A 15,750-nucleotide genomic window follows, 5' to 3' on the forward strand; every position below is an offset into this window, starting at 1 on the left:
TCTATTCCCCCAAGTAAAATTGTTAATAAACTGAATATCAACCATTTTAGCATTAGGAAATTTCATACGACTTAATGTAATCTTACATAGACCTTAAATTTGCCGGTTCAGCTCAATTATAATTTCAAACTGGTTATCTTGCGTATTCAGCTGAACAGTCCCTCCATGAGCAGCTATTATTTTTTGAACAATGAGTAGCCCTAATCCAGAACCTGCCGGGTTCAAGGCTGATGGTTCGCCGTAATTAATAAAAGTAAGCTTGGCTCCATCATTCACCTTTTCCAGCACAACTTGAAACGTAGAACCTTGCTCCTGATAAGCGATGGCATTATAAAGCAGGTTTGAGAATACTCGATTCATTCTTTTTTTATCAAACTGTAGAATTATTTCTTCTGGCTCGATTACAAAATCAGGGATCAGACCCGCAACCTCAAGCTCGGGCAACATATGTATCATTTCTTCTCTCAAGTATTCTGAGAAATCATCTGGTGTAACATCCAAGCGGAATTCGGGACTTTCCATTCTCGATAATTCAAACAAATCCTGAATTAATACATTGGCACGGATACTATTTTCGTATATTATTTTGGCAAATTCCAAATGTTCTATCCGACCGCTCACCTGTTCTTTTAGTTCAAGCTCTGCGTAACCCATAATACTTGTTAATGGATTTTTTAAATCATGGGATATATCTAATATTAGATTTTTTCGATTGTTTTCACTCTGTTCTTTTAACGAGGTCTGGATCTGAATCACTTCTGCCATATGATTAAAAGCCTGCTCCAGTTGACTAAACTCCCGATTCCCGCCTACCTGCACTCTTGCTGAATAATCCCCATTCTTAACTTTTTCAACAGCAGCGGACAACTGGTCTAAGGGTTTAATGAAACTAACCGCCGTAATTCTCGCATAAATCATCGTGCTTAGAATCAGAATCAACAAATAACCTAACCCAATAAACCCAAGCATTCGAAGGGTATGATCCTGCATAGGTGAATCTGAATTCCAATGGAAACTGCCTGTCATTTTCACTTGTATAGGTAAAGAGACGATCAGCCAAAATTGTTCCTGCTCATTATATTCAACAGTGATCATATTTTTGTTAGCGCCAGTATTCATTAGAAAATCCGTAAATTCTTTGACACTAATCTGCTCGGACGTAAATGGATTGTTGCCAATGGAGTCTATGACTTCGTAATTGGAATTCACAACCTGTAAACTGCCCCCGACATCATTAATAACACTAGTGTCAATTCTTTGATAGTCATTTTGCATAAGCTTAGCAGCCGTTAACTGATTATAAATAATATCTTTAGATCCCAGCCTGTTCATGCAAAATAAAGCAACAATCACCAATATCGTTATAACCGTTGTTATAAGAAAGATCGCGATATAGTTTTTTAACAATTGATAGGATATATTTTGTTTTCTCATCTTATTTACCTGGGTTGTAGAATTTGTAACCTAGTCCACGCACTGTAACGATATATTCGGGATGGTGTGGGTCCCGTTCGATCTTATTCCTTAGACGGCTGATGGTAACCATAATCGTATTATTATCACTATAGAAATCTTCTTCCCACGCTGCTGCATATAACTTTTTGGGCGTAAAAATTTGATTAGGACTCTGCATCAGACATTGTAACACCTTATATTCCTTGGCATTTAAAAGAACCGGACTTTCATTTATGTACAACATACATTCCTTTAAATTCAGCTTCAATTCTCTATGTTGGATTGTTTCTTCAGTTATCGATTGGCTAAGATCGTATACATTTCTTCGTCTCAGCTGCGCCTCAACCCTAGCCACAAGCTCTGAAGCACTAAATGGCTTCACCATATAATCGTCCGCTCCAAGACCTAAGCCCACTATCTTATCAATTTCTTCACCGCGGGCAGTTAACAAGATAACCGGAATATGGCTTTTCTCTCTTATCTGTCGCAACAGATTAAGCCCATCAAGCTTGGGCATTACAATATCCAGAATGGCAAGATTTATTTCATGTTGATTAACAACCTCTAAAGCCTCAATGCCATCCTTGGCTTCGAATACTCGATAGGATCGATCTTCTAAATGTATTTTCACTAGTTTTCTTATATCAGTTTCATCTTCAGCAATCAGTATATTCATCGCTCAATTCCCCTAACTAATCTCAAATAGCTGAGTCTTTTCACTCAGTATAACTTGCCAAATACCACTTCGGTATATAAAGCCTAAAGAAAAGATCTGGAACATCATGATTAAAATACCCATGGATTCGGCCCGATGCGAACTCTGGACTCGTTAGTGCACACCAAGAAATGCGATTAAATTCCTCCCAAGGATCACCATAATCAAATCTATTAAAATCAATAATTCCAAGTTCCCTCGACTTCGTAATGATCATATTCCTACATGATAGTCGCCGTGTTGAAAAGTCTGCGGCCGCCCCTCCAATAAGTAACGATTCGCCTCCACAAACTCAATGACCTGCTCTGCTCCCTTTAGAACAATGCCGAATGTTTGATATTTCGTGATGTACTTATCGATCTTCCACCCCAAACTGAAGAGGTCATTTCACAACCTCCTTTTAATCAAACTGCTTCACAAAATAGAAAAATTTTCTTATTTATTTCTTAGAAGATTATTTTATTCAATTGATGTTGGAACAATAATAGTGTATGATGCATAGTATAGATCGAATACTGTATGACACATAGTAAGTATAAGCGGCTTCGAAGTCCTCTCAAGGACAACAAGCGTTTAAACCAAAAATATAAGAACAATTTATAAGAGATTATAAATCCTTATATTTTAAATAATGAGGTGGGTGAATGAGTACTTTATTAAATTCTTTAATCACAGAGCTTAGAAGAGGTACGTTAACGCTAGCCGTTTTAAGTCAATTACGAACACCCCAGTATGGATATTCGCTCGTTCAATTGTTGGAGGAATCCAGCATCATCATCGATCAAAGCACCTTATATCCATTACTTCGCCGATTAGAGAAACAGGAATTAGTGACGAGCAGCTGGGACACATCCGAGAGCAGACCCCGTAAGTATTATGTTCTAAGTGACTATGGCGTAGAGATTTTTTTACAGCTAAAGGAAGAATGGCTTAAGAATTCGAAAGAACTCTACGGCCTATTACAAGGGGAGGATGACCATGAAGCTAATTGAGATTTACATTCATGAAGTTACTCGGAGGTTACCGGAACAAAATCGGGAAGACATCGCATTAGAATTACGATCAACCATCGAGGATATGTTACCGGATGATTATGACGAAAAAGAGGTAACGGCCGTCCTTGAAAAATTGGGCAATCCAGCTATTTTAGCTAGTGAGTACCGCGATCAGCCCATGTATCTCATCGGCCCACGCTATTTCGATTTATATGTTACGTTATTAAAAATGATTATACCAATCGCTGTAGTTGTTTCTTTAATCGCTCTGGTTGCTGATTACTTGATTGGCTACAGCGGCGATAAAACAGTTGCGGATATTGTTACTGCAGTTATAAGTACAGGAATTGGAACCTTCCTTGAAGTAGGAATCCAAGTCTTTTTTTGGATAACTGTTGTGTTCGCTATTATCGAACGGGCGGATAAAGGAAAGGAAGGGCATCCGCTTACTACAAAATTAAGGAAATGGACTCCTGATGATTTGAAGGATATCGCGCTTGTCCATAAGAAAAAAGCAATTACAAGCTTCGAAGTGTTCGGAAGTTTACTGTGGACTGCCATTTGGGCTACTGTTTATTTTAATGCTGAACACCTGATCAGAGTCTATAGAGGCGGTGAAGGCGCACTTAACTTCGTAGCCCCAGCTTTTAATCAGCATGTGTTACTTGATTATTGGCCTATTATTCTTATTGTGATCGGATTAGAAGTCGCATTAACTATATATAAATTAATCAAGAGACAATGGACTAGAGAATTAGCATTATGTAATACGGTCCTCGAGCTCATTGTACTTATTGTATTCGCTGTTATCCTTATAAATCCGAATGTATTTAACCAAGAATTCATTAACTACATGTCTAATTTATTAACTACTACAGCTAACCAATTTGAAACGGGGCTAGTAGGTGGAGGTATAGCAGTCTTGATTTTAGTTGCGGTCCTCAATATATATGAAGGCTTCCGCAAGGCTCGCCTCTAGTATTAGCAGAGCGGTGATTCTCCTGTTATTTGGAGAATTGCCGTTTTGTTTTCTGACTCGTTGAATGCCTGCTTCAAATGCTTCAACAGTATTGTCACCCTCTAAGAGTTACGGACCCAGATGACGTAATTTGCACATTTTCTGCCTTTGGAACAGGGCTTCGGACTCCAATGACGTTATTCCCTCGAAAGAGCTCCATATCGGGGTGTTTCAAGCCAATAGCGGCTATAAGGTCCGTTGGCATCCCAAACGTTCGGTATTTCTAGGTTTAGAGTCATCTGTGTCCGATAGGTGTTTCGTATGTGCAAATGTTGGCGAAGAATACGAAAAAAAGGAGTTGTCCCATAAGCCATGAATGGCTGCTAGGACAACTCCTTCTGATTTAATTAAATAGTTCAAGCTCGATAACCGTATCCATCTCATCAGGTAACATCGCGCCTTTTAATGTAATAAACGCTCCACCGTCAACATCCGAATATTCCTCAGCCATCCACGGCGCCTCCACCTTTAGCTCGGTACCATCACGTAGTAATCTGGCCTTTTTAATCTTCCCTTTCAAGCCTTGGAAATAGATCGGGCCAATTCCACGGTCGTAAACGTGCGCATATAACTTATTGCCCTTTTGCGTATAACGTCCCCACTCTGGCTTAGGTAGCAAAGACTTCCCGCATCCATAAATACTGTCTCCATTAAGGCGCATCCACTCCCCAACTTCGTCAAGGATAACCAGTGATTCCCGTGTCATTTCACCTTTAGCATCTGGTCCAACATTGAGGAGCAGGTTACCATTCTTACTGATACATTCGACCATCGAGCGGATGACTTGTTTGGTCGATTTATAATTCTTATCCTCGGAATGATAACCCCAGTTGTCATTAAGGGTAATGCAGGCTTCCCAAGGGATGGATTGGCCGTTTATGTCAACAATGCCGCCAGGCGGAATGATCTGCTCGGGGGAGAAGAAATCTCCAGCATATTCCTCAGGTTCTGCCGCACGAATATTGCCACCTAATCGATTGTCGATAATAATATCAGGTTGTATGGAACGAATCATCCGGATAAGCTCCGTCGCCTTCCACTTCTCCCCTGTCATATTATCGTAGGAGAAGTCAAACCACATAATGTCGATTTTACCGTAATTGGTGAGCAGTTCCTTTACTTGCCCATGCATATACTCCAAGTATCTATCGAAATCAATCGGCTTATCTTTAGCCGCTTCGTTATCCCGATCAGGATGTGCCTTATCTCCATATCCGGGATAATCCTCATGGTGCCAGTCTATGATAGAGTAATATAGACCTACTGCAATCCCTTCAGCCCGGAAAGCGTCTACATATTCCCGCACTAGATCACGCCCAGCGGGCGTATTAGTGGCTTTGAAATCAGTCAGCTTACTATCGAACAGACAGAACCCGTCATGATGTTTGGTCGTAAGAACAGCGTATTTCTGACCCGCAGCTTTTGCTGCACTTGCCCATTTCTTCGGATCATATCGAGAGGCGTCAAATTCATCGAAATACGTCATGTAATGCTCTCTACTCATCCGCTCGTTACCGCGTATCCATTCCCCTCTAGCAGGAATTGAATATAATCCCCAATGGATAAACATCCCGAACCTATCCTGTAAGAACCATTTCGTTCTTTCTTCTCTTGCACCCATCTCACCAACTCCTCGTTAATGAAAGCTATAATCAATCTTTCACTCCACCTAAGCGGTATGAAATAATGCTGCGGCTCCAATTAAACCTACATCGTCTTTGAGAGCGGCAGGTTCAATTGTAAAAGTACCCTTATATGGATCCATGACAAATTGCTCCGTCTTCTCCACCAGTGCAGGGAATAACAAATCTCCAGCCTTACTCACGCCTCCACCGATCACGATCCGATCAGGATTGAACGTATGAACTGCATTGGCTAGACCTAGTGCCATATAATGAATACTGCGGTCAATAACCTCGACGGCCACGGCATCGTTAAGTGCCATGGCTTCAAATACGTGCCGCGAAGTAATTTTTTCTCCATTTATATTAGCCAGTTCCGTAATCATCGACGGTCTGCTCTCCATACTTCGCAGCGCCATATCCCGAATCGCTGTGCCCGAAGCGAAAACTTCCCAGCAGCCGAATCTTCCACAGCTACATTCCGTTCCGTTCGGGTCAATAATATTATGACCTAGTTCACCAGCAAATGAATTTTTGCCAAGAAGCAGCTTGCCGTCAATGACGATACCTGCTCCAATCCCTGTGCTAAAGGTAACATAAACCATGTTGTCTGCACCTTTGCCAGCTCCTCGGACATACTCACCCCAAGCCGCAGCGTTCGCATCATTCACTACCTTTACTTCAACGCCTAGCTCCGACTCCATCCAGTGCTTCAGCGGAACATTATCCCATTCCGGAAGATTGGTGCCGTGAATAACGATCCCGTCCTGGCTATTTACAGCTCCGGGAGAAGCCAGCCCCACTCCAGTGAGTGGTCGTCCTTCGGATACGGAGCGGATCATATCGATCATTCGCTGCACCACTTCTTTAGCGGTACGTGCCCCAGCCGTTTCCATCAGTTCCCGTTTCAACACGGTCCCCTTTGAATCGAACAATGCTGCGGCAATTTTTGTGCCTCCTAAATCGATTCCAACTACGTAGCTCTCAACCTTCTGCATAACCCATTCACCTTTTCACTATCTATTATTAGCCGTTAGAATGAATACTCTCTGCTAACGCCCGTAAGGCTGCTGGATCGATTGGCGACAAAGCGTCTTTATCATAACGAACAGCCGACCCAAAATGCACTTCTGTTACTCCAGTCTGATGTATAAATGAAGTAATACCTTCCGGCTTCAAACCGCTTCCAGCCAGTATACTTACCGTTTTACCTCTTGATTCCTCGACTAGCTTCCGCATAGCAGGAATAGCTTCTGGTGCCGGACCTGGCCCAGCAGAAGTGAGTACACGCGTAATTTGCGGATACTTACAAAGCGTTCGATAACCTTCTATTTGATCCTTCAACTCATCAAAAGCACGGTGGAAGGTTACTTGCAATCCATCGGTCAACGGCAATAATGTTTCAAGCGCTCGCTCGTCGATAGTCCCTTCCGGTGTTAACGCACCAATCACAATCCCCGCCGCTCCGCTGGCTGCAATTTGCTTTATCTCTGCTGCCATGGTCAAAATGTCATACTTTGAATAGCAAAAAGAACGGCTGTGCGGGCGAACCATAACAAACGCAGGAATGCTAACCGATTTAGCAACTTGTTGCACCAATCCTATCCCTGGTGTTAGACCGCCTTCCGTAATCGCAGTAATGAGCTCCAGGCGGTCAGCCCCGTTCGCTTCGGCTGTAAGAGCATCGTCCATACAGGTAGCGATGACTTCCAATCTCATAACTTTCCCCCACTCTTCCGTTGTTATTGTTGTGCCTGTTTCATGACATAATCAGCGAGCAGTCGAGCACCATAGCCCGTTGCTCCAGCTTCTGAATACCCCACATCCTGCTTGTACTGAACCGTCCCAGCCATATCAATATGAACCCAGCTCAGCGATTCCGCTACAAAACGCCGTATAAAAAGCGCTGCTGTAATCGCACCTGCAAAAGGTGAAGTACTAACATTACGTAGATCAGCGTAATTGCTTCGAAGATCGACTTCATATTCATCCATAAGCGGCATGGGCCACAGTCGCTCACCATTGCGCTCACCGATTTCGACGAGGTTCTGCGTCATCTCTCCATCACCCCATATGCCGGCGATACCTAATCCTAGCGCTGCGCCAACATTTCCAGTAAGTGTTGCAATATCGATGACCTTAGTTGCCCCGATATTTGCTGCATGAATAAGCGCATCCGCGATAATAAGCCGCCCCTCGCCATCCGTATTTGCAACCTGAACCGTCAGCCCATTAGGATAGCGTATAACAGACGATGGCAGCATCGCTTCAGCATCTGGTACGTTATCAACAACTGGGATCAATGCGGTCACATTTACATGAGCTTGATTCCGTACTAAAATATCCAGCGCCCCAATAACAGCTGCTGCGCCACCCATATCCATACGTGCATCGCTGATATCACTTGCGGTCTTAACATTCATCCCACCCAAATCGAAGGTAACACCTTTACCCACCAATGCCAGCATTGGCAATTCAGGGTTACTCTCATAGCGAATTTCAACGAGGGCCGGGGAGTGTTTACTGCCTGCTCCAACCGCCAGCAACCCATTCATCTGTAGGTCAACCAGCTCCTGCCCCCGGTAAACATGAACTTTCACTGCTGCGTTATCACGCTCGAAATATTCGACCATCCATTCTGCGAACCGATCCGGATTTAGAGTCCCGGGCACCTCATTCACCAGATCGCGAGCAACCACTGCTCCTTCAGCGCGTATGCGGCCAGTACTTAGTACAACTTCCAGTTCAAGCTTAGTCAGCTCAGGCCAATCGGCTGTCTGGAGCAGCAAATCAACTGAATTGTCTATTTTAGTAACGCCACGATAGGTTTGGAAACGATATAATCCGAGAAGCCAGCCTTCAATCCATGCTTGCAGCTCATCCGCAGCGGAAATATCACTTTCTGCTGTCCTACGAACAAATGAAGCGAAATTCAGCCCTTCTCTTAGAGCTAAGCGGGCGGCAGATCCCGCTGCTCGACGAATTTTCTCAAGCGTAAGAGCCTTGCGTTTTCCCATTCCAACAGCTAACACATCGGACTCTTCCTCAGAACGAGCATATAACCATGTCACACTGCCACTCTGTTTGTGAGCTTCACCCAGCCGAAGAGGAAAAGGCTCCTCTTCATAGGCTAAGTAGATAAGCATATCCGCCCCATTAGCAGAATCGAACAAGATATTCATAGCTGTCCCTTCTTTTCCGTAAAGTGTACTCACATTTAAAATTATCGTTCTAGTTTCAACATTTCTTCATCAAACAGATGACAAGCGAGCTCATGACCTGGTTCAACTTCCCGGAATACAGGCACATGTTGCTTACAGATCTCCATACAGGAAGGGCATCTTGTATGAAAGCGACAGCCCGTCGGCGGATCAACGGGACTTGGAAGGTCACCTTTTAGAATAATGCGTTCCTTCTTCAAGCTTGGATCGGGCACGGGAACTGAAGATAGCAGCGCTTGGGTGTAAGGATGCAAGGGACGGTCATACAATGTATCCTTATCAGCCGTCTCCACAAGGGAACCCAGATACATGACCCCAATTCGATCACTAATATGCTCGACCACACTAAGATCATGAGAGATGAATAAATAGGTCAGGCCATATTCCTCCTGCAAGTCCTGTAACAGATTCAACACTTGAGACTGAATCGATACATCCAGTGCTGACACGGGTTCATCCGCCACGATTAGACTAGGGCGCACCGACAAAGCCCGGGCAATCCCAATCCGTTGCCGCTGTCCACCGCTGAACTCAAACGCAAATCGCTCAGCGTGCAAACTGTTCAATCCAACGGTCTCCAGAAGTTCGCAAGCTAGCTTATCCCGCTCTTTGGAGGACAGCTTTGTATGAATAAGCAGGGGTTCGGCGACAAGATCCTTCACCTTCATGCGTGGATTAAGTGAAGCGTAAGGGTCTTGAAACACCATCTGCATATCTTTGCGCAGAGGCCGCATTTGGTTATCTGAGATATGGCTAATATTTTGCCCCTTAAACCACACTTCTCCATGATTGGGTTCCAGTAAGCGAGTCACTAGTCTGCCCGTAGTCGATTTCCCACAGCCACTTTCACCTACAAGGCTGAACGTTTCTCCTTTACGAATGGCGAATGAAATCCCATCAACGGCGTGCAAATATTTAGTCGTTCCGAAGAAGCCCTTCTTCACAGAAAACAACTTCTTCAAACCCTTAACTTCAATTAGTGGAGTCTCTTTCATAAACATCCCGCTCCTTCCGTGTCCTCCTGCTGTGTAAGCCAACAACGGCTTTTGCGCTCTAGTCCCTCAATCGGAAGTAGCTCAGGTTCGTGCGACAGACAACGCTCCATGGCAAAGTCGCAGCGAGGCGCAAACTTACAGCCGGCAGGCATTTGTGAAAGGTCTGGCACATTCCCTTTTATTGACTCCAAGCGATGTACATTCTGGCGCAGCTTAGGTACCGATTGAATCAATCCCTTGGTATACGGATGCTGCGGTCTGGCAAACAGCTCCTGAACAGAGGCTTCCTCCACCACACGACCTGCATACATTACAACTACCCGGTCACATAATTCGGCAACTACTCCAAGATCATGGGTAATGAGCAGCATTCCCATATCCTGTTCATCTTTCAACTGCTTCATCAGATCAAGAATTTGCGCTTGAATCGTTACATCGAGTGCGGTCGTGGGTTCATCGGCAATCAACAGCTTAGGATGACAAGACATGGCCATTGCAATCATGACCCGTTGTCTCATCCCGCCGGATAGTTGATGCGGATATTCATCGATTAATTCCTCTGCGCGAGGGATACCTACAAGCCGCAACATATGAATCGCATGCTCACGAGCCTTCTTGCGTCCATAACCCAAATGCAGTCTAATCGGCTCTGTTAATTGCAGCCCAATCCGCAGCACTGGATTAAGAGAGGTCATCGGCTCCTGAAAAATCATTGCCAGATCATTTCCCCGGATTTGGCGCATCTCCTTCTCAGAAATCTTCGTCAAATCCTTTCCTTCAAAACGCACAGAACCTTCAGAAATTCTACCCGGCGTATCTTTAAGCAACCGCATGATCGATAATGAGGTTACACTTTTGCCACAACCAGATTCACCAACCAGGCCTAGCACTTCACCTTTTTTAATAGCAAAGTCTACCCCCGCAACCGCAGTAATACTTCCATCGCCGCGTTTGAACTCCGTTTTCAGCCCTTGTACATCCAGCAAATGTTGAGTCATGTCTTGTCCCTCCTTAGTTTTTCATTTTGGGATCAAGAGCATCACGCAGTCCGTCCCCGACCAGGTTAAATGCAAGTACAGTTAAAAAGATGGCTATCCCCGGAAAATAAACGATATGTGGAGCAATACTTAAATAATCACGTCCCATACTTAACATTGCGCCCCAATCAGGCTCCGTTGTTTTTGCACCCATTCCGAGAAAGCTTAGTGATGCAGCGGCCAAGATCGCTCCGCCAATCTTCATGGATAGATTAACGATAATGCTGGGCACGGTCTCAGGAAAAATATGACGCCAAATAATCCGGCGATGCTTCGCTCCCATGGAACGAGCAGCTTCCACAAACAATGTTTCTTTCGCAGACAGCGTTACGCTCCGAATAATTCGGGCGAACGATGGAGTACCAAAGACTGCAACCGCGATAACAACATTGGATAGACCCGGACCGAGGATGGCGACGATCCCAATGGCAAGCAGCAAGTCTGGAAATGAAAATAGTACATCACTGCCACGCATAATAATCCGATCTAGCCAACCGCCATAATATCCACTTAACAGACCTAGGATGGTTCCAAGTACGCTTGCGATTAAGACGGAACTGAGACTGACAGCTAAGGTTAAGCGAGTACCATCAATCAAACGGCTTAGAATATCACGGCCATATTCGTCTGTCCCGGCCCAATGTGCAGCAGAAGGACCCGCCATAAGGGCATCGTAGTTTGGTTCATCAGGATTATACGGGGTCAGAAATGGCCCGAAAATTGCAATTAGGAATAGCAATATAATAAAAAATGCGGCCACAAGGGGCATCTTTTGTTTACTGAACTTACGTAAAAAAACACCCATACGGCCTTTTGTTTTCTCCGGGGCCAGTACCTCTCCGGGTAATGGAGATTTTGCTCCCATCACCGCCGAATTGTCACTCATGATATCCCTCCTGATCCTAAATTCACCCTATAAATCTATTGAAATTCTGCTTCTTAGTCGCATTAGCTACTGAGAAAACCTTATTTTCGGATTAAGTACGCCATACAATAAATCTACTAATAGATTGATAAGAATAAATTGTGTAGCAAACAGAAGCAGTAAGGCTTGAATGACTGTATAATCCCGGAACAAAATGGAGTCTACTAGCAGCCTGCCAAGACCCGGAATACTGAATACCGTCTCAACCATTACAGAGCCGCCGAGCAGGAACCCAAACTGAAGTCCAGCTACGGTAACCACCTGAATCAAAGAGTTGCGCAGCGCATGCCTGCCGATAACAACATACTCGCGTAAGCCTTTTGCACGTCCTGTACGGATATAATCCTCCCGAAGGGTCTCCAGCATAGATGACCTAGAATAACGGGCCAACATAGACATAATTCCCATCCCAAGTGTAATGGAAGGAAGAATATAGGACTTCCAGGAATCAACACCACCTGTTGGAAACCAACCAAGCTCTACCGAGAAAATTTGAATGAGTACCAAGCCTAACCAAAATCCAGGAATAGACATCCCTGAAATGGCTGTCAACGTCCCTAAATGATCTGGCCACCGATTGCGATAAACGGCTGAAACCACGCCAATTAGAAGACCAATAATTAGAGCCCAGGCCATACTGAGAAAAGTCAGCCACAACGTTGGCATTACTCTGCTTTCTAGCATGTCGGTAACCGGGATCCCTGAACGGATCGAATTGCCCAGATTCCCACTTAGCAGATCACCCATGTAGTTTATGTATTGCTTCCACAAAGGCAGATTGAGACCCAGCTGCTCCTGAATTCCACGAATCTCTTCAAGTGTGGCATCTTTACCGGCAATAAGTCGGGCTGGATCGCCTGGGATTAAGTGAATAAACAAAAAGACAAGCACCGATACAATGAACAACAGCGGAATAACCCCGAGGAGTCTTTGTAAAGCATATCTACCCAACTCATAAGCCCCCTTCAGTATCGACAAATGATTTAGTGAGGCCGCTTCCCACCATACTACAGAAGCGGCCTCGTTCATTTCTTGGGATATTAAACCTAACGTTTGTTTAGCATTATTTCACTTCTGCATTCAGGACATTAATGGAACCATCCGGGAAGACCTTAACTCCTTCCAGATACGATCTTTTGCCTGAGATGATTTGGTCGACGCCCATGAATGCCCATGGAGCATCTTCCCATATTGTTTTTTGAATATTGCCATAAATGGATTTAGCCGCTTCTGGATCAACAGATTTATTCGCCTCAGCGATCCACTTGTCTACATTTTCATTTTTATAATAAGCTGTATTTGAGCCAGCAGGCGGGAACATTTCACTACTGAACAACCCTCTGGTTGCACCATCTGCATCACCTGAAGACGGAGACCAGCTGACATACCACATTTGAATTTTTGCTTCTTCTGGCGTCTTAGCAGAGTTAATTTGGTCGGACAATGTGCCGCCTTCCATGGATTTCACGTCTACCTTAATCCCTACAAGTGCTAGCTGTTGCTGAATAAATTGCATACCCTTCATAGTTTCGGATTCATTTTCACCCCAAATTTCGGTTTCGAATCCATCAGGATATCCTGCCTCAGCAAGCAATTGTTTAGCTTTTTCAATGTCATAGTCATAACCTGTTTGTGGGGAATAGTATTGTGTTTTGGAAGACATCGTGGAATCAAGCTTAGCGCCAAGACCCGATTTCACAACTTTGATATAAGCTTCTTTATTGATAGCATAGTTAATGGCTTGACGAACCTTCACATCATCAAAAGGTTTTTTCATCGTATTTAACGTTACATAACGAACAATTGTCGAATCGATGGTATCTACAGTAATTCCTTCAAGACCTTCAACCTCAGATACTTGCTCCGTTGGCATTGGATAAATGAAATCTGCCTCGCCGGTTTTTAGCATGGCTATCCGTGAACCATTCTCTGGTACAGGTCTAAAGGTCACACTATCCACTTTTGGCAACCCCGCTTGCCAGTAATCAGGGTTCTTAACGACAACCAAGCGGTCGCCTTGCACCCATTCTTTGAACTTAAATGGTCCCGTTCCTACAGGATTTTTCGAAATATCGGTGCCATTTTCTTCTAAAGTTTTCGGACTAATAATAGGTGCCATAGCTACTTTATTTAAAAATGCGTTGTACGGCTCGCTGAGTGTAATAACCACGGTTTTAGCATCAGGAGTCTCCACTTTCGCTACCTTTGCGAAGCTTTTGCGCAGTCTTAGATTGTTCTTCTCATCTTGAATACGGGCGATGTTTACTTTAACCGCTTCAGCATTAAAGTCAGTACCGTCTTGGAATTTAACATTCTCTTGCAGTGTGAACGTGTAGACCAACCCGTCTTCACTTATGGAATGGCTTGCGGCAAGAACAGGAACTACGTTCATATTCTCATCAAAACCCATCAGACCTTCGTACATCGTTCTGGCAGCGCTGATTGAATGCGTATCGCTTGCGTTATGAGGGTCCAGCGTAATAAAGTTAGAATTGATGGCAATTACAATGTCTTTATCATTCTTTGTAGTTGGGGTGCTAGTTTCAGTTCCACCAGCAGTATTGCCGTTTTGTCCCTCGTTGCTCGCTTTGTTGCCGCACCCTGCAGTCACTACTACTGTAATAAGCAGCAGCATGAACATTGACCATACTTTTCCTTTTGCTTTCATTTTTTACACTCCCCTATTCAAACGATGTATTAGAAAAGCTTCTAGTCCGATTAATCACCAAACTTGAAGATTATTCTTGACCTTATGCTCTAGATCTCCCATTGAAATACAGCACGGCGTTCGCCGACCACAGTACCGCCATCATTAACAATCGTGTTAGGCACAAGTGCATATAAGCGATCAATTGTGTCTTGATTGCTGTAACCAATACGTTCTAGAATCGATGCGATAATACATGGCCAGACTTGTTCTGATCCGTCGGATACTTTCAGTGATATACCCATTCGTTCCTTACGGAGTCCGATACCGTATACCCCTTTTGCTCCACCTTTAGCTGTCAGATTGTCATCCTTCAGGAGCTCTGAGCATACAAATTTCGTGTCAGCAATCATAACTGGGTTATCGTTCATAAGTTTTGCAATGGCAGCGGCTGCCTTACGTATATCCGTATCCTCAATCAAATCGGGACACGCTAGCTTTAGATAGGAATAAGCGATTTTATGAAGCGGAAGTGCGAAGATAGGAAGTCCACAGCCATCAATACCTTGCGGGATGGACGCTTTGGGAACTTCAGCGATATAAGCCATCATCTCAAGAATCTCCTGTTGTACAGGATGGTTAGGATCGTAATAAGTGTCTATATCCCAACCCATATATTTGCTAAGGCCCATTAAACCTGCATGTTTGCCTGAGCAGTTATGAAAGATTTTACGAGTTGGCTCATTTGCCCGGTGACGTTCTGCTTTGGCTTCTTCATTCAGCGGGTATGTAGAGCAGCAATGAAGTGACTCTTCTTTTAATCCCATTTTCTGAAAAAGAGCTTCAAGCGCTTCAATATGGAAGGCTTCTCCCCGGTGTGAAGCGGTAAACAGCGAAGTTTCTTTACTTGTCAAACCATATACTTCATCGATCCGGCGTTTCATTACCGGCAAAGCTTGGAATGGCTTAGCAGCAGAGCGAAGATAAGTCATATGCTCCGGATCGCCTGCTTTGTACAAAATGTTGCCCTTCTCATCGACTACACTAACTGCACCATAATGCACATTCTCCAGCAGGCCAGCACGATATTCTTCTACCAATGTTGTAAATCCCATCTGTA

At 44.1% G+C, this 15,750-nt stretch carries 14 protein-coding genes and 1 pseudogene; 2 read left to right on the top strand and 13 right to left on the bottom strand.

Annotated features, from left to right (window positions below):
• Positions 1-93: 93 nt before the first annotated feature.
• The 3 genes and pseudogenes from MKZ16_RS21125 to MKZ16_RS21135 all read right to left on the bottom strand — a co-directional run.
• Positions 94-1,434, bottom strand: coding sequence for a HAMP domain-containing sensor histidine kinase (locus MKZ16_RS21125; RefSeq protein WP_076105241.1), 1,341 nt, complete (start codon positions 1,432-1,434; stop codon positions 94-96).
• A 1-nt stretch (position 1,435) separates the two neighbouring features.
• Positions 1,436-2,131, bottom strand: coding sequence for a response regulator transcription factor (locus tag MKZ16_RS21130; protein ID WP_076105240.1), 696 nt, complete (start codon positions 2,129-2,131; stop codon positions 1,436-1,438).
• 79 nt (positions 2,132-2,210) lie between these two features.
• Positions 2,211-2,533: pseudogene (locus tag MKZ16_RS21135) on the bottom strand (phosphotransferase); the annotation flags it as partial.
• Positions 2,534-2,814: 281 nt separating this feature from the next.
• On the opposite strand from MKZ16_RS21135, the gene MKZ16_RS21140 reads away from it, so the two are divergent.
• Positions 2,815-3,162 carry a PadR family transcriptional regulator gene (locus tag MKZ16_RS21140; protein ID WP_036689003.1) on the top strand — a complete coding sequence of 116 codons (348 nt, stop codon included), beginning with the start codon at positions 2,815-2,817 and terminating at the stop codon, positions 3,160-3,162.
• On the top strand, positions 3,149-4,144 hold the full coding sequence (locus tag MKZ16_RS21145; RefSeq protein ID WP_076105239.1) for a hypothetical protein: 996 nt from the start codon (positions 3,149-3,151) through the stop codon (positions 4,142-4,144). The genes MKZ16_RS21140 and MKZ16_RS21145 overlap by 14 nt, the downstream gene beginning before the upstream one ends.
• 382 nt (positions 4,145-4,526) lie before the next feature.
• On the opposite strand, the gene MKZ16_RS21150 is transcribed toward MKZ16_RS21145, so the two are convergent.
• From MKZ16_RS21150 to MKZ16_RS21195, 10 genes are all read right to left on the bottom strand, one after another.
• Entirely contained in the window at positions 4,527-5,804 is a 1,278-nt protein-coding gene (locus MKZ16_RS21150) for an alpha-L-fucosidase (protein ID WP_076105238.1), read from the bottom strand.
• Positions 5,805-5,852: 48 nt separating this feature from the next.
• On the bottom strand, positions 5,853-6,803 hold the full coding sequence (locus tag MKZ16_RS21155; RefSeq protein ID WP_036689009.1) for an ROK family protein: 951 nt from the start codon (positions 6,801-6,803) through the stop codon (positions 5,853-5,855).
• 28 nt (positions 6,804-6,831) lie between these two features.
• Entirely contained in the window at positions 6,832-7,524 is a 693-nt protein-coding gene (locus MKZ16_RS21160) for a copper homeostasis protein CutC (RefSeq protein WP_038572334.1), read from the bottom strand.
• A 23-nt stretch (positions 7,525-7,547) separates the two neighbouring features.
• Positions 7,548-8,987: a leucyl aminopeptidase family protein gene (locus MKZ16_RS21165; protein WP_076105237.1), complete on the bottom strand. Its 1,440-nt coding sequence runs from the start codon at positions 8,985-8,987 to the stop codon at positions 7,548-7,550.
• Positions 8,988-9,028: 41 nt separating this feature from the next.
• Positions 9,029-10,021 (bottom strand): dipeptide ABC transporter ATP-binding protein, encoded by a 993-nt coding sequence (locus tag MKZ16_RS21170; protein ID WP_094903192.1) that lies wholly within the window; start codon positions 10,019-10,021, stop codon positions 9,029-9,031.
• A complete protein-coding gene (locus tag MKZ16_RS21175; RefSeq protein WP_038572340.1) occupies positions 10,018-11,019 on the bottom strand; it encodes an ABC transporter ATP-binding protein in 1,002 nt (333 codons plus the stop codon). Before MKZ16_RS21175 ends, MKZ16_RS21170 begins: the two co-directional genes overlap by 4 nt.
• A 13-nt stretch (positions 11,020-11,032) precedes the next feature.
• Positions 11,033-11,944, bottom strand: coding sequence for an ABC transporter permease subunit (locus tag MKZ16_RS21180; RefSeq protein WP_076105236.1), 912 nt, complete (start codon positions 11,942-11,944; stop codon positions 11,033-11,035).
• Between the two features lie 66 nt (positions 11,945-12,010).
• On the bottom strand, positions 12,011-12,934 hold the full coding sequence (locus MKZ16_RS21185; protein ID WP_036689023.1) for an ABC transporter permease subunit: 924 nt from the start codon (positions 12,932-12,934) through the stop codon (positions 12,011-12,013).
• Between the two features lie 112 nt (positions 12,935-13,046).
• On the bottom strand, positions 13,047-14,651 hold the full coding sequence (locus tag MKZ16_RS21190; protein WP_076105235.1) for a glutathione ABC transporter substrate-binding protein: 1,605 nt from the start codon (positions 14,649-14,651) through the stop codon (positions 13,047-13,049).
• A gap of 89 nt (positions 14,652-14,740) precedes the next feature.
• A complete protein-coding gene (locus tag MKZ16_RS21195; RefSeq protein WP_076105234.1) occupies positions 14,741-15,745 on the bottom strand; it encodes an asparaginase in 1,005 nt (334 codons plus the stop codon).
• Positions 15,746-15,750 lie beyond the last annotated feature (5 nt).

Source organism: Paenibacillus sp. FSL R5-0928, from assembly GCF_037970385.1.
Lineage (GTDB): Bacteria > Bacillota > Bacilli > Paenibacillales > Paenibacillaceae > Paenibacillus_AQ > Paenibacillus_AQ odorifer.